The sequence below is a fragment of the Nitrosospira sp. TNL200 genome (assembly GCF_055386305.1).
The window spans coordinates 331,659-354,710 of sequence record NZ_AP041003.1; the positions used below are offsets into that span (position 1 = coordinate 331,659).

Here is a 23,052-nt window from a genome sequence, read left to right on the forward strand (position 1 = left end):
ATAACCGATTATTGGACGCGGATATGGACGATGTAGAACAGATTCAGGTCTATCGAGGGCAGCAGCAGAGGCCGCCATTCCTCAGTAACATTGGGAAAATAATGGCGAACAAAGGAAACAAGGCAATTGATGGGATTGACGTGCTCCCTCGCCATCCAGTAGTCATACTCGATGCCGGCATCGACAAACTTTTTCCTTGCGGACGTGTACCTGCCCAAGCGCCAGGCGACGCCCGGATCGCAGGGAAGCAACAAGGTAAGCAGCCCGCCAGGTTTCAGGACACGCACCCATTCCCTGAGCACCTCATGAGGTTTATAGAGATGCTCCAGAACATGTGCGGCGATAACACGATCAAACGTGGCATCGGGAAAAGATAGTGCTGTTGCATTTTCCCGTTGTCGAAAAAGCTTGCCTCGTGTCGTCATCGAGCTGGAAAGTTTGAAAGCATCCAGCATGGGAGGGTTCAGGTCCGTCAGCCAGTACTCTTCAAAGGTATGCCGAATATATCGTATATGGACGCCGGAGCCGGCTCCCACTTCCAGCACTTTTGGAAAATGGCAGTTTGCGCCGAAAGGTTTTTCAGACCACTCGTGGCTTTTGCTGAGAAAATACCCTGCCAGACCTTCATCGTAGTTATTTTTCTCATATAATTCCGACCACCTTCTTACATAATCATCGTAATCTGGGTCCGGTTTCATGATTCACCTTCCTTTTGCGACTGTTCTTCTGCAACAAGCTGCCCATGTATGGCGTTTGCTGGAACTGTAGCAACGTCATAATTGATAAATGCAAGCAGCAACTGTAACCCCGAAAGCACGGGCAATGCCGAAAGCATCACTGTTCCCGTGCTGGCGAAGGTATTCTGCCGGGCGTGAATAATCCATTCCACGGCACCAAAAATTACCCCTCCGGTCAGCAGCAGCAACCCAAAAACCAGTTCCAGAGTTGCTACCGAGAAATCCCTCAGAAAGTAGCTGTAAAAAATCCTCTTGCATCCGTTCGCGACGTTGTGCCAGAAAAATTCCGTTATCACCTTGTGCACGCTCAAATTGCTTTTTTCGTTGGCGTAACGCGCGAGCATGGGTATATCGACGACCTTGGCCCTGACTGTATTCAAGCGGAAAAGCATGTCCGATTCAAAAAAATATCTCTTTTTTATTTTTTCCAGCGGCAGTATCTGGACAATGTTGGCATGAATCGCAGTATAACCATTTGTGGGATCGAAGATGTTCCAGTATCCGCTGGAGAACTTGGTCATGAAAGACAGGACAGCATTTCCCGCCAGGCGCACAGGCGGCATCGACCGAACATTTTCGAGGTTATAGAAGCGGTTGCCTTTCGCATAATCCGCTTCTCCGGAGATGATCGGCGCGACAAAATGCGATAGCAGGGCGGGATCCATTTGTCCGTCGCCGTCGATTTTAACGATAACATCGGCACCTGCGGCGACCGCTGCGCGATATCCTGCAAGCACGGCTCCGCCAACCCCGAGATTTTGCTTATTCCGAAGTACTTCCACTCGAGGGTCCCGGCAGTGCTGGCGCACGAAATCTCCGGAGCCGTCAGGGCAGCAATCATCAACCACGAAGATACGCCAGACAGCGGGCCCGATGCCATTCAAAACTTCGATAATGTGGGATTTGACTCGAAATGAAGGTATAACTACTGCAATCCTGTTTTCCAGGTTTGGCGGCAAATCAGTCATGATCAATTTAGCTGGTAGTCCAAGAGAATCCACAAAGCGAGCAGACGTGTGTCATTGGTGCAGCGGTTTTTGCTTTGCTACGCTCTACGCTCAGCTCCGGCACAGGGAAAAATGAGGGAATATGTTGCGCAAGCGGTCCGGCAAAGCCTGGCGTCCATCATACCGGACCTCCCGGTGCAGACAATTAGACCTTGGTACACTACAAGATCACACGCTCATGGGCTAAGATTCAAGTAAGTCCGCAGCTTCGCTGTCGGCGTCCAGGAGAGCGGCGAACCGGAGAAATCAGTTGCGTCGCTTCTTATGAGTATCGCTCCTCGTATTATTATAGGCGGAACTTGTGAAACACCATTCATCCAGGTAGCGGTCCAGCATGACAGACTCCAGACCTTCCGTTTCCATCATAATTCCTACCTACAATTGCGAGACGTATATCGCGGAAACGATCAATAGCGTCCTTGGCCAGACTCTCAAAGACCTGGAACTCATTATAGTCGATGACGGTTCGACGGATAACACTCGGGAAATCGCTGCTTCTTACGGTGGATCTGTCCGGCTGCTTGCTCAGCGCAACGCTGGGGTGTGTGCTGCGCGTAACCACGGAATTCGTGAAGCAGCAGGAAGGCATATTTGCCTTATGGATCATGATGACTACTGGTTTCCTGAAAAGCTTGAGCTGCAGGTTGAAGAGATGAAGCGGCGTCCTGAGGTGGGACTGGTGTACAGTACCTTTCTCTGGTGGTTTCCCGACGATCATGGGGTATTTCCCGCTCCGGAAAGCTTTTCCGATTTGATGGGCGAGACGGGTATCGACGAGGAATTTTCCGGCTGGATATATCATCTGCTCTTGCTGGACTGCTGGGTCTTGACCAGCGCAGCGCTGATACGCGCCGAGGTATTCGACAAATGCGGCGTATTCGACGAATCCCTGCCGTATAGCGAAGACTGGGATCTGTGGTTGCGTATTTCACGCGAGTATCCGTTCATAAAACTGAAAAGACCGCTGACGTTGTACCGGCAGCATCCAGGCCAGGGTAACAGACTGGCGAGAACGGTGGATTATCGGACTGAGCTATTGTCGAAGGCGGTAAGCAAATGGGGGCTGTGCAGCCCGGACGGACGTTGTCTCGCCAGAGCTCATTTCAAGAAAAACATGGCCCGATATCACATGGAATTTGGTCTCAAAAATCTTGTTGCAGGCAACGTGGAGCTTGCTAATCGTTCCTTTCTCAAATCCTGGATCACATCTCCTGTCAAAGTGAAAAATCTTGCTTACATTCCAGCTGGATTATTGGGATGGAAGCCCAAATGGTGAGCGATTTTTCGATAGATTTCTTTCTTGGGGGGGAGAAAAGCCAGTTCTATGCCCAGCAAGGCGCCGGTCCCTGGGTCCTGCCATGGACCCGTGGCAACGGCTGGCTGGCGATCATGCTTGCGAATGATGCCAGGGGAAACCTTTCCATTTTGCCGCATGACTTATTTTGACGCGTTCAACGGAGATGCTGACGGTATATGTGCCCTGCATCAGCTGAGATTGGCCGAACCAAGGGGCAGCGTTCTCGTCACCGGAGTCAAGCGGAATATCGGCCTGTTGAAAGACGTGCGGGCTACCCGGGGAGATCATGTCGTTGCCCTGGATATCTCTCTGGATAAAAACCGGGAGCCACTGCTTGATCTGCTTGATCTAGGCGTGAGCATCACTTATGTAGATCATCACTTTGCGGGAGATATTCCGATTCATCCGGGCCTCAGTGCCGTGATAGATCCTTCGTCGGACGTCTGTACCAGCCTTCTGGTCGACCGCATGCTAGATGGACGTTTTCGTATTTGGGCAGCGGTAGCCGCATTTGGCGACGGCTTGCCGCAACCGGCCATGCGCTTAGCGGCAGCCTTGCATCTATCGGAACGGGAGGTGGTTCGTCTCCGTGAACTGGGGGAGTGCCTGAACTACAACGCCTATGGCGATACCGTCGAGGATCTTTTCTTTCATCCGGCTGAACTCTATTGCCGTCTTCACTCCTTTTCCAGTCCTTTTGATTTTCTGAGAGAAGAAACGGTGATAGCGACACTACGGGAAGGTTTTGCTGCCGACATGGCGCTTGCGAGCAAGGTGAACCCCGAATATGCGTGTTCCCAGGGTAAAGCGTATATTTTGCCCGATGAGCCATGGAGCCGCCGCGTCAGCGGCTCTTTCGGCAATCATCTGGCCCAGGCCGAGCCGTTGCTCGCCCATGCCATTCTGACAGCGCGAGGGAATGGAGGTTATGTCGTTAGCGTTCGCTCTCCACTTTCCAATCCGTTCGGTGCGGACACGTTATGCAATCAGTTTGAAAGTGGGGGCGGGCGAAAACGGGCAGCGGGTGTCAACCATTTACCGGAGAGCGATCTGGCAAAATTTTTTTCTCGCTTTAGTGCTGCTTTTGATGGCTTGCACTAACTCAAACTTGAAATCCTGATGCAACGACCTATTCTTCAATACGAATATGAAAGAGCAAGTCTTCCTGCATTCAGTCTGAATCCGCTCTGTAATGAACTCACCAGATGAACGTCGAGCATCGCGGAAAGTTTTTGTGGATCATGGCTCTAAGCTGGAAATGAGCGGTCAACTGCCGGATTTGGGTTCAATATTTTCTAAACATTTTTTCGATCAGCCACAATGGCTTGACCGTGAGCCAACTCAGCGATCTGTAAATTTGAAAAAATTTGATTCTGTAGTCGGCGCGTTCGCGGTTAAGATAATTGATCTGCTCAATCAACTCTGGGCTCCATTTTTCCCTGTACGCGCGAAAATTCGCATGAACCTCGTCTATTGCTTCCTGGGGGACCCATTTTCCTCCAGCAAGTTCGCCGAAAATGTGATGTAGCTCGCGAGCCATCAGGGGCAAAGATTCACGAATATCGTCTTGTTTATCAGCAACGTGATGCCTCAATCCAGGCGAAACAAAACTACTGATTTTTTCAATTGCTTCGTTGACTGGCACAGGGAAAAGGGTGGCGGATTCCTGCTCTATTTTTAACAGAGTTTGAACAGGGTTTTGGACTACATCATCAAATTCAATAAAAATACGCGGCAATCCCCTGGAATACCATTCCGCGCTCAACGAGTGGCTGAGCCACAGGACGAACGCCTTTTCCCTTGAAAAATCATCCCGTTTCTGCAAAGAGGCGGCTACTTCAAACGGATTCCTGTTCATGCAGACGAAAGTAACCTTGATTTCGCTGGCGCTAAGAATCGAGAGCCACAACGGCAATAGCCGGCACATGCGCGGATCCTTGAGGGCCCAGATGCGGGCAGTGGAAAAATCGCGTCTTACCAGTTTGTTCAATTTTTCGGCAAAGGGTTTAATCCGCGCGCTTTCCCACCAGTTGTCCGCCAGAGGGAGAAGGTCATCCCATTGCGAGTCGAGATTCAATAACAACTCATCGTGTACATCTACAATATCTTCATGTTCCCAGAAGCCCTTTTCGTTTACCCCTTTTTGGGGAGCGTACAGGCTCTTGCCCATCTGGACACCCACCTGGCTCAACAGACCTGTCAATAGCGAAGTGCCGCTTCGATGCATCCCCAGAATGATCAGCGCATGATTGTCTTTCATCAAAACCCTTTATTCGTCAGCTCCGCGTTATCTATACTAACGGCAGATAAATCCGAAGGATGAAGGAGTGAGCATGATAAACTTTCTCCCGCTCCAAGTCTGCCCTGCATCTGATTTACGTGGCTTTTCGATAGAGGCTTGTAACGCGCCACTTTTTCATCATTTAATCCTGATGCAAACGCGTAAACAAATGAGTTAAAGAGCTCATTGAGCGAGCCGTTAAACATGGAAAGTCGCCGACGCCAAGATAAGTTATTGAGTTGACAAAAATGGCCAGAAGTACCAATACGATATGGCACAACGCCACAGTTACCCGGACTCACCGTGAACGGTTGAATGCCCATCGCTCGGCGGTATTATGGTTTACCGGTCTCTCCGGTTCGGGTAAGTCGACCTTGGCGCACGCCGTGGAGGATAGGCTTCATCAGTTGAACTGCCGGACTTATGTTCTCGATGGCGACAATATCCGACACGGATTGTGCTCCGACTTGGGATTCTCGGTGGCCGATCGCTCCGAAAACATTCGCCGCATAAGCGAAGCGGCAAAGCTTTTGGTTGAGTCCGGCGTGATAGCGATGACTGCCTTTATCTCTCCCTTCCATGCTGATCGCCAGCGGGCTCGAAGCATTTTCCCCCACGGTGATTTCATCGAGATTTTTTGCCAGGCCAGTCTGGAGGTTTGTGAGCAGCGCGACGTGAAGGGTTTGTACCGGAGAGCGCGAGCGGGAGAAGTCAAGGAGTTTACCGGCATTTCATCTCCTTACGAAGCGCCCCTTGCTCCGGAGCTTGTGGTGAGCACCGGCGAGTGCCCGCTCGATGATTGTGTAGCGCGGGTGGTGGAGTATCTTCAATGCCGTAATATTTTGAGTATCAATCCAGAGCAGGCATGCGTGTTGGAAGTTGACGACTCGCAAGAGCGGCCAGTCATTTCTTTTGGCTATAGCCCGGAGTGATCATCCTGTTGTTTACGATCATGCGCCTCCAGGATAACGCGATCAGGCATCCATGGGTATGGGCACGTGTTCGCTATGTTTTTAACATCTGATATGGACTTCACCTCTCCGGAGAGGCCATGAGAGATATTCTCGTCTCCATCATTGTCTTCGGATTGCTGCCCCTCGTTTTCAAAAGGCCTTATATAGGGGTACTGATGTGGGTGTGGATCAGTGTCATGAATCCACACACACAGGGTTGGGGTTTTGCCACGACCTTTCCTTTTGCGGCGCTGATAGGCGGCGTCACCCTCGTGAGCCTGGTTTTCACGAAGCACTCCAAAAATCTACCCTTCACCTCGGTTACATGGTTCTTCATTGCTTTCGTCATGTGGATGAATGTAACCACCATGTTCGCCTTATATCCCGAGGAGTCCTTTGAGCAATGGGTAAAAGTCATAAAAATCATGCTGATGACTTTTGTAACAATGATGCTCATAAAAACCCGGCGGCATATACATCTTCTTATCGGCGTAATCGTGCTATCTCTCGGTTATTACGGCGTCAAGGGCGGGGTATTCACGGTGGCGACGGGGGGCGAGGACAAGGTGTGGGGGCCGGAGGGTACGTTTATTGGTGGAAATAATGAAATCGCGCTTGCGCTTATCATGACCATACCCTTGATGCATTATCTCCAGATGACATCCTCGAAAATGTGGGTACGCCACAGTTTGACCGTTGCGATGATTCTCTGCGCGCTGGCCGCTCTCGGGACATACTCGCGTGGCGCTCTGCTGGCAATTGCGGCCATGGGAGGATTCCTGTGGCTCAAGAGTCAGCACAAGTTTCGAATTGCCCTGTTCGTATTCGTTATGGCTTTGCCTGCGCTCGCGTTCATGCCGGAGCAATGGGGCGAGAGAATGGACACGATTAATACCTACGAGGAGGATTTATCGGTTAAAGGGCGGTTCAATGTCTGGTGGATGGCGTATAACCTGGCTAAGGAGCGGCCTCTGGTAGGAGGTGGCTTCGAAGTCAGCATGCCGGAACTTTTCTTGCTTTATGCTCCCGACCCGGAAGACCTGCATGCTGCACACAGCGTGTATTTTCAGGTTCTCGGAGAGCATGGATTCGTGGGCCTGGGACTCTATTTGCTGCTCGCTCTTTCAACCTGGAGAACGGGATCATGGATTATCCGAAATATCGGGAAGCAGGAAGAATACCGGTGGGCCTACAATCTCGCGACAATGGTCCAGGTAAGCCTGATAGGTTTTGCCGTAGGGGGCGCATTCCTGAGCTTGCTTTATTTCGATGTGCCTTACTACCTCATGGCGGCGATGGTCGCAACAAGAGTGCTGGTGGAAAAGGAATTGAAGGGAAAAGCCGCTGCGGCAGTCGTTCAAAATACGGATGTTTCCGGCCAGTTTGGGCGCATGAGTCCATCACAATCTACTACCCCCGATTCCAGCTAGCGGCAAGTTTTAACGATTCAGCCACGAGCAATTTTTGATGCACCGGCTCACAACAGGACATCACGCTGCGATTCTGGTCGCGCATTCGAGCATATGACACTTTTGCCTCTTCACCGATAATCCGGACACTACGTTTTGTGATGCCCATGTCTGATCCTTATGGAACGGCCAAACCCGGCCGATCAGAGTTTCTTTCGCCTGCCCGCGCGCTCCTGCAGTTTTTTTCTCCGGGGGGGCGCCGGGGACGCTTGTCCATACTGATATATCATCGCGTTCTGGCGCAAGCCGACCCCCTGTTTCCGGAAGGCGGGGACATGGAATCCTTCGATCAACAGATGGGTTTGCTGACAGATTGTTTCAGGGTAATTCCGCTTGCCGATGCAGTTCGAGGATTGCGCTCCGGGAGTTTGCCCGCACGCGCAGCATGCATCACGTTCGACGACGGCTATGCGGACAACGCGGAGATTGCGTTGCCGATACTGCAAAAACACGGGATTCCCGCAACCTTTTTTGTATCTTCCGGGGTTCTCGATGGCGGACGGATGTGGAACGACACGGTGATCGAACTCGTCCGCTGTGCGCCGGGAAATACGCTTGACCTTGGCGGATTGAATTTGGGAAGCTTTCCGATTGAAACAATAATGCAGCGCCGGCATGCGATTGACAGACTGATAGGAGCGCTCAAGCATTTGCCACCGGCTTCCAGGCAATCCCGTATCGATCAAATGTGTTCCGTCATTTCCGTGAATCTCCCCGATAACCTCATGATGACTTCAGAGCAGATCCGGTTGCTGCATGGGGCAGGAATGGAGATTGGGGGGCACACGGTCTTTCATCCTATTCTCGCCAGCACGGAAAAAAGCGCGGCACGTGCTGAAATCGCAAACGGAAAGGAAATGCTAGAGGGTATAATTTGCGCCCCGGTACGTTTTTTCGCATACCCGAATGGGAAGCCGGAGCGCGATTACCTGCCGGAGCATGTCGCGATGATCCGGGAGCTGGGCTTTGAAGCGGCGGTTTCCACTGCTTATGGGGCGGCAAGGCCAGGAGATGACTTATATCAATTGCCACGGTTTACGCCTTGGGATCGCGGAGGCCAGGTTCGTTTTGTTTTCAGGATGATCCAGAATATGCTCAGGAATACCGAAGTGGCTTTGCACTGAGGATGGCAGTACGAGCGGAAGGATTTCAAGAAAACCAGGGATGCGTTCTTGCAGTGCTCTCTTCATCCCTGGGTTGATTTCTCATCCATACGGGCAGATTCATCCAGCAGTTTTACCTTCAGATTTCAGATATGGAAAGACCGATTGTCGAATTTGGAGTGGGGAGCGACGGAGATCCCGTCGCAATTCTCAGTTGCGGCCATCCGCAACATGTTCGTCATGATCCGCCTTTCATCAACCGCCCGTGGGTTGCTACCGCCGAAGGACGCAGCGGCATGATGGGCAAAGCGCTGAATTGCGTGCGGTGCGATAATTTTGAATTGCCGGATCACTTCATTCCATACAAGAGGACCGCGGAGTTTAATGAGGAGTCGATTCCGGCCGCGCTCAGAAAAGACCATTCCACCAAGACCGGGGTATGGGCAAAAATCAGGGTAACCCGGGGAAAGCTGCTTTATCGCGTTCCGGCATTGGGAAAAGAAACGGAATTATCGGTGGATAGGCTCGGCATCGTCCTGCCCGAAGTTCTGCACAACGTCGAGCCTCTTGGCGCGGCCAGTTTCTTTGTCGAATTTTACAAAGCACCCGACTGATAGATGTGGAATCGGTGCCGGGCCCTCATGTTCCTGCCGCCTGCGGAAGCAGCTGGAAACTGTGGGCAGCGCGTTCATTACAATCGTGCCGGGGAAATGCTCCCTGGATCCGGAACCCGAAATTCAAATAAATCCCCTTTTATCAGGATCGGTATTCCGGGAAGTCATGCGGATTCGCGGAAAGCCTTTTTGTACGGGCTGTACGGGCGCATACGCACCAGTTCGTATGCGATGGCAATGCCGATAATTTCGCGCGGATTCGGCGGCTCGAGCAGGACTTTCCATTGACTGAAGCGCTCAAGCAGATTAGAATCCGCGTGTTTCAAAATACGAGCCACCGCCGATTTTGACTGGTCTGACATGATCAAGAACAAGAACCCCGAAAAGGGGCTCTGTCCGGATAGTGAAAAGTCGAATCTCCAGGATAAGATCTTCAGCAGCCCAGCATCATGCTGAGCAGCTTCTGATAGACACCAAAAATTATGCCTTGGATACGAAACAGGCCAGTACGCATTGTCATGCGTTGGCAGTCGATCGTCACTGCGGCAATGGTAATGGTGCTTGGCTTCGTATGGGGGCTGCACGGGGCGGCTTCAGCATTTCTGGGCGGTGTGACCAGTATCGCATCCGCCGCGGTTTTCGCCGTGATTATCGCGCGCTATCCCGCCTCCACACCGGCCGGCGTGCTGATTACTGCATTCAAGGCGGAGGCGATGAAGGTAATCTTCATAGTGCTCATGCTATGGCTGGTATTGACGCTATATAAAGACGTGGTTGCCGTCGGTTTTATCGGGACGTTCGCAATCACCGTATTGATTTTTGGCATGGCGCTGTTTGTCACGGACGATGCAGAGGCGATCGAATCCCGCCGGCAAACAGGCTAGGGTAGACAAAGTAGATTAAAGCAGATCAAGGCAGATCATGGCATCGGGCACCGAACTTACTCCAACCTCTTATATGAGCCATCACCTGACCAACCTTACCAGTTCGGTCGGTGACAGCGCGTTCTGGACGCTGCACGTTGATACACTGATCATGTCCGTCCTGCTCGGCTTGATAAGCTTCGGATTTTTGTGGTGGGTAGTGCGGGACGCGACATCCGGCGTGCCGGGCAAGCGCCAGGCGTTCATCGAGCTCGCGATCGAATTTATCGATGAGCAGGTCAAAAGCACTTTTCACGGAGACCGGCATGCGTTCGTGGCGCCCGCGGCGCTGACGGTGTTTGTCTGGGTGCTCATGATGAATACGATGGATCTGTTGCCAATCGATATCATGGCCGGGGTATATAGCGTGCTCGGCCTGCATAACTGGCGCAGTGTTCCCACCACCGACATCAATACCACTTTTGCCCTGGCTCTTTCGGTCTGGTTGCTGATGATTTTTTTCAATGTCAAGGTCAAGGGCCTGGGAGGCTGGATACACGAACTGGTATGCACTCCCTTCGGCAAGAACCCGGTTTTGTGGCCCGTAAACATACTTTTCAATATCGTCGAATATGTTTCCAAGCCGCTTTCGCATTCCCTGCGTCTCTACGGCAATATTTATGCTGGAGAAATCATTTTTCTGCTGATTGGCATGTGGGCCGCGACCGGGCTTGCCGGGACGTTCTTCGGTACGCTGCTCGGAGCCGGATGGGCTATTTTTCACATTCTGATCGTTACCTTGCAGGCATTCATATTCATGATGCTGACGGTAGTTTATCTATCGATGGCGCACGAGTCGCACTGATTTCGCTTCCCCTGCTGATCGGCAAACCTAATTTATCACTACTACGAGGAAAATCGAGATGGACAACTTGCAATTCTTGGCGATGATTCAAGCCTATACCGGCATTGGCATTGGCCTGATGATCGGTCTGGGCGCGGCCGGCGCCTGTATCGGGATAGGCATCATGTGCAGCAGCTTCCTTGAAGGTGCCGCACGCCAGCCGGAAATGATCCCGACGCTGCAAGGAAAAGTCTTCCTGCTCCTCGGGTTGATCGACGCATCTTTTATTATCGGTGTGGGTCTGGCCATGCTTTTTGCCTTTGGCAATCCGCTGCTGGCTGTCATCAAGTAGCAATGCCCGTTACCGGACCATAATCAGAGGCAGCCATGAATATCAACCTCACGCTTTTTGCCCAGGCAATGGCATTTGCCATATTTATCTGGTTTACAGTCAAGTTTGTCTGGCCCCCCTTGATGCGTGCTGTCGAAAACCGGCAAAAAACCATTGCTGACGGCCTTGCTGCCGGAGAAAGAGGCAGGCAGGAACTGGAGTTGGCGAGCCATCGTTCCGCCGACGTGATCAGGGAAGCCAAGCAGCGTGCGACAGACATCATTGCCCAAGCGGAAAAACGTGCAGCCGAAATTGTCGATGAAGCCAAGGTGAGCGCAAAGGAAGAAGGTGGCCGCATTCTCACGGGCGCGAAGGCCGAAGTCGAGCAGGAGGTATTCCGCGCGCGCGAGGCCTTGAGGCAGCAGGTGGCGGATCTCGCCCTGGCGGGCGCGGCAAAAATCCTCCGCCGCGAAGTGGATGCCAAAACACACGCCGATCTGCTGGCTTCCATAAAAGCGGAGCTTTGAACGATGGCTGAAGCCCGCACCATCGCCCGCCCCTATGCCGAAGCTGTTTTTAGGCTTGCCAGGAGCAATGGCACGCTGCCGGCTTGGTCTGCAATGTTGCAACTCGCTACTGCAATGGCGGTGGACGAAAGCATGCGAGCGATTATCGGCAATCCCAAGGTTCCCGCAAAACGGCTGGGCGAATTGCTTCTGGAAGTCGGTGGCGACAAGTTCGATGAAGAGGGCCGTAATTTCATATTGCTGCTTGCCGAAAATGGCCGTATCGGGATATTGCCCGAGGTGAGCGAGTTGTTCGACCAATTGAAAACGCAGTGTGAGGGCGTGCTGGAAGCAAAAATTATCTCGGCCTTTCCGGTAAGCGATGAGCAGTTGAAGAAACTGGTCGCGGATCTGGAGACCAGATTCAAGCGAAAGATAGAGGCGACGGTAAGCATCGATCCTGAATTGATAGGCGGCGTGAAGGTGGAAATCGGTGACGAAGTGCTCGACGCATCCGTGCGCGGCAAACTGGAAGCCATGGCTATTGCACTTAAAAGCTAGGAGTTATTGTAAAAATGCACTTGAATCCATCCGAAATCAGCGAGCTGATTAAAAGCAGAATAGAGGGCTTGGGGGCCACCGCGGAAGTGCGCACCCAGGGGACCATCGTTTCCGTAACCGACGGCATCGTACGTGTCCATGGCCTCTCCGATGTCATGCAGGGCGAGATGCTGGAATTCCCCGGCAACACCTTCGGCTTGGCGCTCAACCTGGAACGCGACTCGGTAGGTGCGGTGATCATGGGCGCTTATGAGCACATTACGGAAGGCGACACCGTCAAATGTACCGGCCGTATTCTTGAGGTTCCGGTCGGCGAAGAATTGGTTGGCCGAGTGGTCAACGCGCTGGGCCAGCCCATAGACGGCAAGGGCCCCATTGCCAGCCAGCGCTCCGAGCCCATCGAAAAAATTGCTCCCGGCGTGATCTGGCGGCAATCGGTGAATCAGCCGGTGCAGACCGGCCTCAAATCCATCGATGCCATGGTTCCCGTGGGGCGGGGCCAGCGCGAGCTGATCATCGGTGATCGCCAGACCGGCAAGACCGCGGTTGCAGTGGATGCGATCATCAATCAGAAGGGCGAGAACATGACGTGCATTTATGTCGCCATCGGACAGAAAGCATCGTCCATCAACAACGTGGTGCGGAAGCTGGAAGAGCACGGCGCGATGGAATATACCATCGTGGTGGCGGCCACGGCGTCCGAGTCGGCGGCAATGCAGTTCATCGCACCTTATTCCGGCTGCACCATGGGCGAGTACTTCCGCGACACGGGCAGGGACGCTCTCATCATTTACGATGATTTGACGAAGCAGGCATGGGCCTACCGGCAGATCTCCTTGCTCCTGCGCCGCCCGCCCGGACGTGAAGCCTATCCGGGCGACGTGTTCTACCTGCACTCTCGCTTGCTGGAACGGGCTGCGCGAGTCAGCGCTGCATACGTGGAAAAGGTGACGAATGGCGCCGTGAAGGGCAAGACAGGTTCTCTCACTGCGCTTCCCGTGATTGAGACCCAGGCGGGGGATGTGACCGCGTTTGTTCCCACCAACGTCATTTCGATTACCGATGGCCAAATCTTCCTGGAGACCGATCTGTTTAACGCCGGCATCCGGCCGGCTATCAATGCCGGGGTCTCGGTGTCCCGCGTGGGGGGAGCCGCACAGACGAAGGTCATCAAGAAGCTCGGCGGTGGTGTTCGCCTCGCCCTGGCGCAGTATCGGGAGCTTGCCGCGTTTGCACAGTTTGCGTCTGATCTCGATGAGGCGACGCGCAAGCAGTTGGAGCGCGGCAAGATGGTGACGGAGTTGATGAAGCAACCCCAGTACGCGACCTTGAGCGTTTCCGAAATGGCTCTCACGCTGTTTGCCGTCAACAAGGGATATCTCGATGATGTCGACGTGAAACGTGCGCTGGCGTTCGAATCCGCGCTCAAAGGCTACATACGCAGCAAGTACGCTTCCATCATGGAGAGGATAGAGTCCACCAAGGACCTCGATGCCGCAACCGAGAAGGAGCTCGATGCCGCTATCCAGGATTTTAAAAAGAACGGAACCTATTGACCGATGGCCGGTAGCAGAGAAATTCGCAACAAGATCAAAAGCGTAAAAAATACGCAGAAGATCACGCGCGCCATGGAAATGGTGGCTGCTTCGAAGATGCGCAAGGCGCAGGAGCGTATGAAAAAAGCGCGGCCTTATGGCGAAAAGATCCGTAATGTGGCCGCGCACATGAGCCGGGCCTATACCGAATACCGGCATCCGTTTCTGGTGGAACGGGATACGGTGAAACGCGTAGGCATTGTGGTGGTTACGTCCGACAAGGGGTTATGCGGTGGCCTCAATACCAACGTGTTGCGCATGGCGCTCGGCAGGATGAAGGCATGGGAAGCGGAAGGCGAGCAGATAGAAGCCTGTTGCATCGGGAACAAGGGCTTTGGTTTCATGAACCGGCTTGGCGCCAACGTGATTTCCCACGTGGTTGGTCTGGGAGACAAGCCGGATATCGAGAAGCTGATTGGCGCGGTAAAGGTCATCCTGGATGGGTATACCCAGGACCGCTTCGATCGCGTTTACCTTTTCTACACGCGCTTCCTTAATACCATGAAGCAGGAACCCGTGATGGAGCAGTTGCTTCCCCTTTCCGACGAGCGTCTGAAGGGAGGAGAGGGCCCCAAGGGACAGCGGGGGGTATGGGACTATATTTACGAGCCGGAAGCGAAGCCGGTCATCGACGATATCATGGTGCGGTACGTCGAGGCCCTGATTTATCAGGCGCTGACGGAAAACATGGCATCCGAGCAGTCCGCACGCATGGTCGCGATGAAAGCGGCTTCCGATAATGCCGGCAACGTGATCAATGAATTGACATTGATTTATAACAAATCGCGCCAGGCTGCGATTACCAAGGAGCTGTCGGAAATCGTCGGGGGCGCGGCTGCGGTTTAATATTTTGATTTGCTTTTAGGGTACAACATGAGCCAGGGAAAAATTGTTCAGTGTATCGGCGCGGTGGTCGACGTCGAGTTTTCACAGGAAGAGATGCCGAGGGTCTACGACGCGCTGGTGCTGGAAGGGACGGAACTGACGCTTGAAGTGCAGCAGCAACTGGGCGACGGCGTGGTGCGCACCATTGCGCTGGGATCGTCTGATGGACTGCGGCGGGGAATGCTGGTAACGAATACCGAGGACCAGATCCTCGTGCCTGTGGGTACGAAGACGTTAGGTCGCATCATGGATGTTCTTGGAAGGCCGATCGACGAGATGGGTCCGATCGGCGAGGAAAAGCGGATGTCGATTCACCGCAAGGCGCCCGCATTCGACGAGCTTTCGGCATCCACCGAGTTGCTGGAAACCGGGATCAAGGTTATCGATCTGGTATGTCCCTTTGCCAAGGGCGGAAAGGTAGGGCTGTTCGGTGGGGCCGGCGTGGGCAAGACCGTGAACATGATGGAGCTGATCCGTAACATCGCAATCGAGCACAGCGGATTCTCCGTATTTGCCGGCGTAGGCGAACGTACGCGGGAGGGCAACGACTTCTATCATGAAATGAAGGATTCCAACGTGCTGGACAAGGTGGCACTGGTCTATGGCCAGATGAACGAGCCCCCTGGCAACCGCTTGCGCGTGGCTTTGACCGGCCTCACCATGGCGGAGTATTTCCGCGATGAAGGAAGGGACGTCCTGCTGTTCGTTGATAACATCTATCGTTTTACCCTGGCGGGCACCGAAGTTTCAGCCTTGCTGGGACGCATGCCGTCCGCTGTGGGCTACCAGCCCACCCTCGCGGAGGAAATGGGTCGCCTGCAGGAACGCATCACCTCCACCAAGACAGGCTCCATTACCTCCATCCAGGCGGTCTATGTGCCTGCTGATGACTTGACCGACCCCTCGCCCGCGACCACATTCGGCCACCTGGATGCAACGGTAGTGCTCTCCCGCGATATTGCCTCGCTCGGAATCTACCCGGCTGTGGACCCGCTCGATTCCACATCGCGCCAGCTTGACCCGTTGGTTGTTGGCGAAGAACACTACACTACTGCACGCGATGTGCAGCAGACGCTGCAGCGCTACAAGGAGTTGCGTGACATCATCGCCATTCTGGGAATGGATGAACTCTCCCCCGAAGACAAGCTGGCAGTTGCAAGAGCGCGGAAGATTCAGCGTTTCCTCTCTCAGCCGTTCAACGTGGCGGAAGTGTTCACCGGTTCTCCCGGAAAATATGTCTCGCTGAAGGAAACCATCAAGGGTTTCAAAGGCATCGTTGCAGGTGATTACGATCATTTGCCGGAGCAGGCATTTTATATGGTGGGCGGAATAGACGAAGCGGTCGAAAAAGCCAAGACGCTGCAATAACGATTTCAACGATCTGCCTGCGATGACCTGCGTGGGTACTTGCGCATAATTAATGGAAGCTAAAATGGGTGTGTTTCACGTTGATATTGTAAGTGCGGAGGAATCCATTTATTCCGGTCCTGCCGAGTTTTTGGTCGCTCCGGCAGAGGCGGGAGAGGTGGGTGTCTATCCTCAGCATACGCCAATGCTGACTCGTATCAAACCTGGATCAGTACGCATCAAGGCTCCCCTCCAGGAAGAAGAGCTGGTATACGTTTCCGGCGGCATGCTCGAGATCCAGCCGGATGTCGTCACTATTCTGGCCGATACGGCCGTGCGTGGAGCTAATCTCGACGAAATGAAGGCAATTGATGCAAAGAAAAGGGCGGAGGAAGCCATGAAAGACAGGGCCTCCGCAATGGATTATGCTCGGGCCCAGGCGGAACTGAGCGAAGCGATAGCGCAACTGGCGGCAATTCAGAAGCTGCGAAAACGCGGCCATTAGGCAGTTGTGCTCTTACTTCCGCAGGCGGCTATGGCTGCCTTTTTTTTGGCCGCTTTACTCAAAGGCTGTAACCATCCTAAATCCGCCCCTGTAGCGAACTCACCATATAGGTGAACGTCGAGTGCCGCGAAAATCTTTGTGGATCACAGCTCTAAAACGGAAATGAGCGGTCAACTGCCGGATTTAGGGACGCAACGGGCGCCTCGTACAATCTCGCGCAGGATGCCAGTGCCTCCCGAAGAGGGTGGGTTTGGATTTATGCGGCTGATGTGATAAATTAGATGCTGCCGGCTACCCGGATATTAAAGAATTGGTTCGGGCTGTTCCTTTCTGTTCTTCCTCATTTTTCTTTTCAATCACGTGTCTGAATTGAACATTGTTATCCTTGCGGCAGGACTGGGCAAGCGCATGCGCTCCGCGTTGCCAAAAGTTTTGCATCCACTGGCGGGTAAACCGTTGCTGATGCACGTGCTGGAGACGGCTCGAACCCTATCGCCGAAGCGGGTTTGCGTCGTCTATGGACATGGTGGAGAAGCGGTGCCACAGGCGATTGCCGATGAAACGATTACGTGGGTACTTCAGAGTCCGCAGCTAGGTACGGGCCACGCCGTCATGCAGGCATTGACCCATCTCGATTCAGAGAGCAAGACGCTGGTTTTATATGGAGACGTGCCCTTGATCAGCGTGGGAGCTCTTCGCAAGCTGCTTGCAGCGGCGGAACCGGAAAACCTTGCACTGCTGACGGTGGAACTGGACGACCCGACGGGCTACGGCAGAATTTTGCGCAATGAAAAAGGCGAGGTCACCGCCATTGTCGAAGAGAAGGACGCGAGCGAACAGCAGCGAAGGATCCGGGAAATCAATACGGGCATCATGGTAATTCCCAATTCGCATCTCCATGACTGGCTGCACAAGCTGGAAAATAACAATGCGCAAAAGGAATATTATCTTACCGATATCGTCGCAAGGGCTTCCGGAGATGGAGTCCGGATAAAAACGGCGCAGCCAGTCCACGCCTGGGAAACAGTAGGAGTCAATAGCAAGGCGCAGCTCACTTCGCTTGAACGCGTCTACCAGCATGAGTACGCAAAAAACTTGCTGGATCAAGGCGTCACCCTGGCCGATATGGACCGCATCGATATTCGCGGGCATCTGGATTGCGGTACCGATGTGGAAATCGATATCGGCTGCATATTCGAGGGCAGCGTGCGGCTGGAGGATGGGGTGAAAGTGGGCGCTTACAGCATTCTGAAAAACGTCAGAATTGCGGCGGGTTCGACTATCGCGCCGTTCAGCCTGATCGAAGCAGCGGAAATAGGAAAAAACTGTCGCGTTGGTCCTTACGCCCGCATCCGTCCGGGCACCGCTCTCGCCGATGATGTCCACGTCGGCAATTTCGTGGAAATCAAGAATAGCACTATCGCTGCCGGCAGCAAGGCGAATCACTTGAGTTACATCGGTGATTCCATTATCGGGCGGAACGTGAATATCGGCGCTGGAACGATTACTTGCAATTATGATGGTGCCAACAAGTACCAGACAGTTATCGAGGATGACGTTTTTGTCGGCTCCGATACGCAGCTGGTGGCGCCGGTGACGATATCCCGTGGCTCTACCATCGGCGCGGGATCAACGATAACGAGGGATACGCCTCCCGAGAAATTGACTTTGTCGCGTGTGAGGCAAACGAGCATTGAAGGATGGACCCGTCCGGTCAAGGGTGTCCAGGGTACCAAGGGCACACGGACAACCAAGAACAAGCATGACAGCTAGGCGATGACTTCATTCATTCCAGTAATTTTCGGGGCTGCGGCAGCGGAGGAAAAATATCGATGTGTGGAATAGTGGGCGCAGTCGCCCGGACTAATATCGTTCCCACGCTGCTGGAGGGTTTGCGGCGCCTGGAATATCGCGGCTATGACTCCGCTGGCCTCGCGCTCATGAATGGCGGATTGCATCGCTTGCGCACTACGGGCCGGGTCGCGGAACTCAGCAGGCTGGCGGAGGAGCAGGATTTTCATGGAGAAATAGGGATAGCCCATACCCGTTGGGCTACCCATGGCGCGCCTTCCGAACGCAATGCCCACCCGCATTTTTCCGGCGAAATCTCGAAGGTTGCCGTAGTGCACAATGGCATCATCGAAAACCATGAAATACTGCGTGAGCATCTGCAAGGCGAAGGATTCGAGTTCACGTCGGATACGGATACGGAAGTGATCGCCCATCTCATCACGTACAATCTGAGGGAAACATCGGATCTGTTTGAAGCAGTGTGCCGCTCGGTGAACGAACTCCAGGGGGCGTATGCCATCGCCGTTATGGAAGAGGCGCATCCTGAACGGATAATCGTTTCCCGAAACGGCGCGCCACTGCTACTGGGATTAGGTGATTCCGGGAATTATGCCGCTTCCGACGCCTCCGCGTTGCTGCAGGTCACCAGGCACATGATTTACCTGGAAGAAGGCGATGTCGCGGAATTGCGCCGCGATGGCTACCGGATCGTGAGTGTTCGCGACAGAGTGCGTAAGGAAGTGGTGCGTACCGTGCATGAAAGCGAATTGACGAACGAAGCGGTGCAATTAGGCCCTTACGCGCATTTCATGCAGAAGGAAATATTCGAGCAGCCTGGGGTAGTGGCAAACACGCTGGAAATGGTGGTCAATGCACAATCCATCTCGCCACGCTTGTTCGGAACCGAAGCGGAAACCATTTTCAACGACACCGACAGTATTCTGATACTCGCTTGCGGCACCAGCTACCATGCAGGGCTTGTTGCGCGCTACTGGCTGGAGACGCTGGCGGGGCTCAATTGCAGTGTCGAGATTGCGAGCGAATACCGCTACCGCGATCCGGTGGCGCATCCCAATACATTGGTGGTGGGCATATCCCAATCGGGAGAAACCGCGGATACGCTTGCTGCGCTCAGCTACGCTCGTTCGCTGGGGCACGCGCATAGCCTCGCCATTTGCAATGTAGCCGAAAGCGCGATGGTGCGCCAGACCAACTTGCGCTTTCTCACCCGCGCCGGGCCGGAAATCGGCGTCGCTTCGACCAAAGCGTTTACGACCCAGCTCGCCTCACTGATGCTGCTGGCGATGACGCTCGCCAAACTGCGCGGCAAGCTGTCGAGCGAAGGCGAGCGCGACATTATTACTGCATTGCGCCATCTGCCGGTGGCGTTGCAGCATACCCTGCAGGTAGAGCCGCAGGTTCGCGAGTGGGCCAAGGAATTCGCGGAAAAGCGGCATGCACTGTTCCTGGGACGCGGAGTGCATTATCCCATTGCGATGGAGGGAGCGCTCAAGCTCAAGGAAATCTCATATATCCATGCGGAAGCTTACGCGGCGGGCGAGTTGAAGCACGGTCCACTCGCCCTTGTAGACAAGGATATGCCCGTGGTTGCGATCGCACCGAACGATGCCTTGCTGGAAAAACTCAAATCCAACCTGCAGGAGGTGCGCGCACGGGGCGGAGAATTGTATGTATTTGCCGACGCCGATTCCCGGATCCAGGAAAGCGAGGGAGTTCACATCATCCGCCTGGCGGAGCACGCTGGTACACTGAGTCCCATCCTCCATACCATCCCCTTGCAATTGCTTGCCTATCACGTTGCGCTGCAAAAAGGCACCGATGTCGACAAGCCGAGGAATCTGGCAAAGTCGGTGACGGTCGAATAACGTGCGCCTGCCTCGCGAGAGGCATAACGCTGTTTTAGCCGGACTATAAAAGCGAGTTTGCCGATATAAATCGGAGTTTCATTTTTTTTCAAAAAATTTCACCTGAGCGTGAAACTTTTCATTTTGGACCGCCTCTAATCAACTGCGGAGGTAACGAATTTTTCCGCAAATTGTACTCTTTGATAATGGGAGGTGTCCGGGTTTTCAGACCGGAAGTGAAAACGTTCTATGCGGTAGATGATCATCAAGCTGGTCAGATTCTTGAACATCTCATTTTCTTTAAGGAGAAAATCATGGAAATGGCAATTTTGGTGGTAGGTATAGGTGCTGTCGTTGCTTGGTTCTTCATGTCCAAGGATGGCAGGAAAGAGTAAGGCCATATACCCCGAGTAGATCTACTGATAAGGATCAACCTATGACTTTAATAAGGAATTGAATTGATCATCCCAGACAGGCCGATGTTCTCACTTTCCCCAGTGTGACGTCGGCCCCTTTTATTTAAGATCCTCGCCTCATTCATACCTCAAGGCTTCCACCGGTTTAAGCGCAGCAGCTTTCCTGGCTGGGTAATACCCGAAGAAAATCCCCACGGCGGAAGCGAAAGCGAACGCCAGCAATATCGTTCCAAAGGTGATCACAATTATCATGTCGGTAGCGTGACTGACCGCCCAGGCTCCGCCGATTCCGAGCGCGACTCCGATAACTCCGCCCAGGATGCAGATTACCAGGGCTTCCAGCAGGAATTGCGCAAGGATTGCGCGCCGGTTTGCTCCAATAGCCATGCGTATGCCGATTTCCCGGGTTCGTTCGGTGACGGATACCAGCATGATATTCATGATGCCAATGCCTCCGACCAGCAGCGATACCGAGGCAATGGCGCCAAGCATGAGAGACATGACCTTGGCCGCTCCGGTAGCCACTGCGGCAATGGCGGCCATGTTGCGCACCGTGAAGTCGTTTTCCATTCCCTCGGCTATACGGTGACGCTGGCGCAGCAGCTGGTTGATCTCGACTTCCGCCTCATCCATGGCCTCCGCTGAGATGCCCTGGACCATGAGAAATCGTATTGTTCCAGGGAACTGGTTCCCGAAGATCTGACGTTGTCCCGTAGTGATGGGAATAAACACCGAATCGTCCTGATCGCGGCCATCCAGGCTCTGCCCCTTGGGAGCCAGGACGCCTGCGACTACAAAAGGACTATTCTTGATGCGAACCGTTTTTCCCGTGGGATCTTCGTCCCCAAACAGGTTCTTCGCGGTAAGCTGGCCCAGCATCACGATGCGCGAGGCGGAACGCAAATCCGTATCGGTGAACAATGCGCCGCTCTCGGCAGGCCATTCGCGCACGCTGAAGTAGTCGGGCGTGACCCCCGTAACAGACGTGCTCCAGTTATTGGCTCCGTAGTTGAGTTGTGCGGTTCCGGTGACGAGCGGGGCGGTAGCCTTGACCGAGGGCAGGTGAGCAATAGCCTGTGCATCGGCCATGGTCAGTGTCTGCACGCTGCCGGCAGCTGAACGCAATGCTCCGGAAGATGTGGCACCGGGCACCACGATAAACAGGTTGCTGCCTATGGAAGCGATAGCCTGGTTGACCATGGTCTGCGCTCCCTGTCCGACCGCGAGCATCAGTACGACGGCAGCCACGCCTATGATCATGCCCAGCATGGTCAAGCTGGTGCGCAGCCGATTAAGCCGCAAGGCGCGTAGCGCCTCTCCTATGATGGCAAAGAGATTCATGCCGGCACTTCTCCATCGTGCACTACTCTTCCATCCTTCAAACGCACCAGCCGCCGGGTAAAGGCGGCGATATCATCTTCATGGGTAACGATCACGACCGTGATGCCCCGTTCCCGATTGAGCTGCTCGAAGATTGCCATGATTTCACGGCTGGTCTGGGTGTCGAGATTACCGGTTGGCTCGTCGGCGAGTATCAGGGGCGGGTCATTGATGAGCGCACGGCTGATGGCAACGCGTTGCTGCTGTCCTCCGGACAGCTGGGTAGGCTGGTATGCCGCGAAGTTGCCCAAGCCAGTCTGACTCAGCAACTGCAATGCGCGCTTGCGGCTTTCCGACCGGCCAACGCCGGCATAAAGCAGTGGAGCTGCAACATTATCCAGGGCCGTCATTCGCTTGAGCAAATTAAATCCCTGGAATACGAAGCCGATCTTGCGGTTGCGCACAAGCGCGAGCTCATCATCGGACAAGGACGCGACATTCCTCCCGTCAAGCCAATATTGGCCATGGGTCGGCGTATCCAGGCAGCCGAGTATATTCATCAGTGTCGATTTCCCCGACCCGGAATGTCCCATGATGGCAACGAATTCCCCTCGCGAAATAGTGAGGTTGACTTCGAACAGAACCTGGCTGTTGACTGATCCATTTCCTTTGACTCCCGTTTCCAGGCTATAAGTCTTGGAAAGATTCTCCACCTTGATCAAGGGTGTACCGGGGTTATCCTGTTGAAGCAGCATCACCGAG

At 53.8% G+C, this 23,052-nt stretch carries 26 protein-coding genes; 19 read left to right on the top strand and 7 right to left on the bottom strand.

The window, feature by feature from the left end:
- Window positions 1-8: 8 nt before the first annotated feature.
- Together ACZ5CE_RS01560 and ACZ5CE_RS01565 are read right to left on the bottom strand one after the other, a co-directional pair.
- On the bottom strand, window positions 9-698 hold the full coding sequence (locus tag ACZ5CE_RS01560; RefSeq protein WP_464576009.1) for a class I SAM-dependent methyltransferase: 690 nt from the start codon (window positions 696-698) through the stop codon (window positions 9-11).
- A complete protein-coding gene (locus tag ACZ5CE_RS01565; protein ID WP_464576010.1) occupies window positions 695-1,705 on the bottom strand; it encodes a glycosyltransferase family 2 protein in 1,011 nt (336 codons plus the stop codon). Before ACZ5CE_RS01565 ends, ACZ5CE_RS01560 begins: the two co-directional genes overlap by 4 nt.
- Window positions 1,706-2,078: 373 nt before the next feature.
- On the opposite strand from ACZ5CE_RS01565, the gene ACZ5CE_RS01570 reads away from it, so the two are divergent.
- From ACZ5CE_RS01570 to ACZ5CE_RS01580, 3 genes are read left to right on the top strand one after another with little or no spacing between them, the layout of a single operon-like run.
- The gene (locus ACZ5CE_RS01570; RefSeq protein WP_464576011.1) at window positions 2,079-3,020 is read left to right on the top strand and encodes a glycosyltransferase family 2 protein; all 942 of its coding nucleotides are present in this window, start codon (window positions 2,079-2,081) and stop codon (window positions 3,018-3,020) included.
- The gene (locus ACZ5CE_RS01575; protein WP_464576013.1) at window positions 3,014-3,190 is read left to right on the top strand and encodes a hypothetical protein; all 177 of its coding nucleotides are present in this window, start codon (window positions 3,014-3,016) and stop codon (window positions 3,188-3,190) included. The genes ACZ5CE_RS01570 and ACZ5CE_RS01575 overlap by 7 nt, the downstream gene beginning before the upstream one ends.
- A 49-nt stretch (window positions 3,191-3,239) precedes the next feature.
- Window positions 3,240-4,142 carry an acetyltransferase gene (locus tag ACZ5CE_RS01580; protein ID WP_464576014.1) on the top strand — a complete coding sequence of 301 codons (903 nt, stop codon included), beginning with the start codon at window positions 3,240-3,242 and terminating at the stop codon, window positions 4,140-4,142.
- A 184-nt stretch (window positions 4,143-4,326) separates the two neighbouring features.
- Here ACZ5CE_RS01580 and ACZ5CE_RS01585 read toward each other — a convergent pair whose 3' ends face one another.
- Both ACZ5CE_RS01585 and ACZ5CE_RS01590 read right to left on the bottom strand, forming a co-directional pair.
- A complete protein-coding gene (locus ACZ5CE_RS01585) occupies window positions 4,327-5,301 on the bottom strand; it encodes a sulfotransferase family protein (RefSeq protein WP_464576015.1) in 975 nt (324 codons plus the stop codon).
- Window positions 5,301-5,528 (bottom strand): hypothetical protein, encoded by a 228-nt coding sequence (locus ACZ5CE_RS01590; RefSeq protein ID WP_464576016.1) that lies wholly within the window; start codon window positions 5,526-5,528, stop codon window positions 5,301-5,303. The genes ACZ5CE_RS01585 and ACZ5CE_RS01590 overlap by 1 nt, the downstream gene beginning before the upstream one ends.
- Before the next feature lie 42 nt (window positions 5,529-5,570).
- On the opposite strand from ACZ5CE_RS01590, the gene cysC reads away from it, so the two are divergent.
- From cysC to ACZ5CE_RS01610, 4 genes are all read left to right on the top strand, one after another.
- Entirely contained in the window at window positions 5,571-6,254 is a 684-nt protein-coding gene (gene cysC / locus ACZ5CE_RS01595) for an adenylyl-sulfate kinase (RefSeq protein ID WP_464576017.1), read from the top strand.
- Window positions 6,255-6,373: 119 nt separating this feature from the next.
- Window positions 6,374-7,705, top strand: coding sequence for a putative O-glycosylation ligase, exosortase A system-associated (locus ACZ5CE_RS01600; RefSeq protein ID WP_464576018.1), 1,332 nt, complete (start codon window positions 6,374-6,376; stop codon window positions 7,703-7,705).
- Window positions 7,706-7,851: 146 nt separating this feature from the next.
- Window positions 7,852-8,868 carry a polysaccharide deacetylase family protein gene (locus ACZ5CE_RS01605; RefSeq protein ID WP_464576020.1) on the top strand — a complete coding sequence of 339 codons (1,017 nt, stop codon included), beginning with the start codon at window positions 7,852-7,854 and terminating at the stop codon, window positions 8,866-8,868.
- 131 nt (window positions 8,869-8,999) lie between these two features.
- The gene (locus ACZ5CE_RS01610) at window positions 9,000-9,461 is read left to right on the top strand and encodes a DUF3565 domain-containing protein (RefSeq protein ID WP_464576021.1); all 462 of its coding nucleotides are present in this window, start codon (window positions 9,000-9,002) and stop codon (window positions 9,459-9,461) included.
- A gap of 164 nt (window positions 9,462-9,625) precedes the next feature.
- Here the strand turns inward: ACZ5CE_RS01610 and ACZ5CE_RS01615 are convergent, their stop codons facing one another.
- On the bottom strand, window positions 9,626-9,823 hold the full coding sequence (locus ACZ5CE_RS01615; protein ID WP_464576022.1) for a hypothetical protein: 198 nt from the start codon (window positions 9,821-9,823) through the stop codon (window positions 9,626-9,628).
- Between the two features lie 156 nt (window positions 9,824-9,979).
- Here ACZ5CE_RS01615 and ACZ5CE_RS01620 point away from each other — a divergent pair, with 156 nt between their 5' ends.
- From ACZ5CE_RS01620 to ACZ5CE_RS01675, 12 genes are all read left to right on the top strand, one after another.
- The gene (locus ACZ5CE_RS01620) at window positions 9,980-10,345 is read left to right on the top strand and encodes an ATP synthase subunit I (RefSeq protein ID WP_464576023.1); all 366 of its coding nucleotides are present in this window, start codon (window positions 9,980-9,982) and stop codon (window positions 10,343-10,345) included.
- A 37-nt stretch (window positions 10,346-10,382) separates the two neighbouring features.
- Window positions 10,383-11,189: a F0F1 ATP synthase subunit A gene (atpB, locus tag ACZ5CE_RS01625; protein ID WP_464576024.1), complete on the top strand. Its 807-nt coding sequence runs from the start codon at window positions 10,383-10,385 to the stop codon at window positions 11,187-11,189.
- A 58-nt stretch (window positions 11,190-11,247) separates the two neighbouring features.
- On the top strand, window positions 11,248-11,520 hold the full coding sequence (gene atpE, locus ACZ5CE_RS01630; protein ID WP_464576025.1) for a F0F1 ATP synthase subunit C: 273 nt from the start codon (window positions 11,248-11,250) through the stop codon (window positions 11,518-11,520).
- 35 nt (window positions 11,521-11,555) lie between these two features.
- A complete protein-coding gene (locus tag ACZ5CE_RS01635; RefSeq protein ID WP_464576027.1) occupies window positions 11,556-12,026 on the top strand; it encodes a F0F1 ATP synthase subunit B in 471 nt (156 codons plus the stop codon).
- Window positions 12,027-12,029: 3 nt separating this feature from the next.
- Entirely contained in the window at window positions 12,030-12,566 is a 537-nt protein-coding gene (locus tag ACZ5CE_RS01640) for a F0F1 ATP synthase subunit delta (RefSeq protein ID WP_464576028.1), read from the top strand.
- 14 nt (window positions 12,567-12,580) lie between these two features.
- Entirely contained in the window at window positions 12,581-14,122 is a 1,542-nt protein-coding gene (atpA, locus tag ACZ5CE_RS01645) for a F0F1 ATP synthase subunit alpha (protein ID WP_464576029.1), read from the top strand.
- A gap of 3 nt (window positions 14,123-14,125) precedes the next feature.
- Entirely contained in the window at window positions 14,126-15,007 is an 882-nt protein-coding gene (gene atpG / locus ACZ5CE_RS01650; RefSeq protein WP_464576030.1) for a F0F1 ATP synthase subunit gamma, read from the top strand.
- A gap of 27 nt (window positions 15,008-15,034) precedes the next feature.
- Window positions 15,035-16,414: a F0F1 ATP synthase subunit beta gene (gene atpD / locus ACZ5CE_RS01655; protein WP_464576031.1), complete on the top strand. Its 1,380-nt coding sequence runs from the start codon at window positions 15,035-15,037 to the stop codon at window positions 16,412-16,414.
- A 64-nt stretch (window positions 16,415-16,478) separates the two neighbouring features.
- Window positions 16,479-16,898 (top strand): F0F1 ATP synthase subunit epsilon, encoded by a 420-nt coding sequence (locus ACZ5CE_RS01660; protein WP_464576032.1) that lies wholly within the window; start codon window positions 16,479-16,481, stop codon window positions 16,896-16,898.
- 369 nt (window positions 16,899-17,267) lie between these two features.
- Window positions 17,268-18,671: a bifunctional UDP-N-acetylglucosamine diphosphorylase/glucosamine-1-phosphate N-acetyltransferase GlmU gene (glmU, locus tag ACZ5CE_RS01665; RefSeq protein WP_464576033.1), complete on the top strand. Its 1,404-nt coding sequence runs from the start codon at window positions 17,268-17,270 to the stop codon at window positions 18,669-18,671.
- A 59-nt stretch (window positions 18,672-18,730) separates the two neighbouring features.
- Window positions 18,731-20,575 carry a glutamine--fructose-6-phosphate transaminase (isomerizing) gene (gene glmS, locus ACZ5CE_RS01670; protein WP_464576034.1) on the top strand — a complete coding sequence of 615 codons (1,845 nt, stop codon included), beginning with the start codon at window positions 18,731-18,733 and terminating at the stop codon, window positions 20,573-20,575.
- A 215-nt stretch (window positions 20,576-20,790) separates the two neighbouring features.
- A complete protein-coding gene (locus ACZ5CE_RS01675) occupies window positions 20,791-20,949 on the top strand; it encodes a hypothetical protein (protein WP_464576035.1) in 159 nt (52 codons plus the stop codon).
- A 138-nt stretch (window positions 20,950-21,087) separates the two neighbouring features.
- On the opposite strand, the gene ACZ5CE_RS01680 is transcribed toward ACZ5CE_RS01675, so the two are convergent.
- Window positions 21,088-22,311 (bottom strand): ABC transporter permease, encoded by a 1,224-nt coding sequence (locus ACZ5CE_RS01680; RefSeq protein WP_464576036.1) that lies wholly within the window; start codon window positions 22,309-22,311, stop codon window positions 21,088-21,090.
- Window positions 22,308-23,045 carry an ABC transporter ATP-binding protein gene (locus ACZ5CE_RS01685; RefSeq protein ID WP_464577370.1) on the bottom strand — a complete coding sequence of 246 codons (738 nt, stop codon included), beginning with the start codon at window positions 23,043-23,045 and terminating at the stop codon, window positions 22,308-22,310. Before ACZ5CE_RS01685 ends, ACZ5CE_RS01680 begins: the two co-directional genes overlap by 4 nt.
- Between the last annotated feature and the right edge of the window lie 7 nt (window positions 23,046-23,052).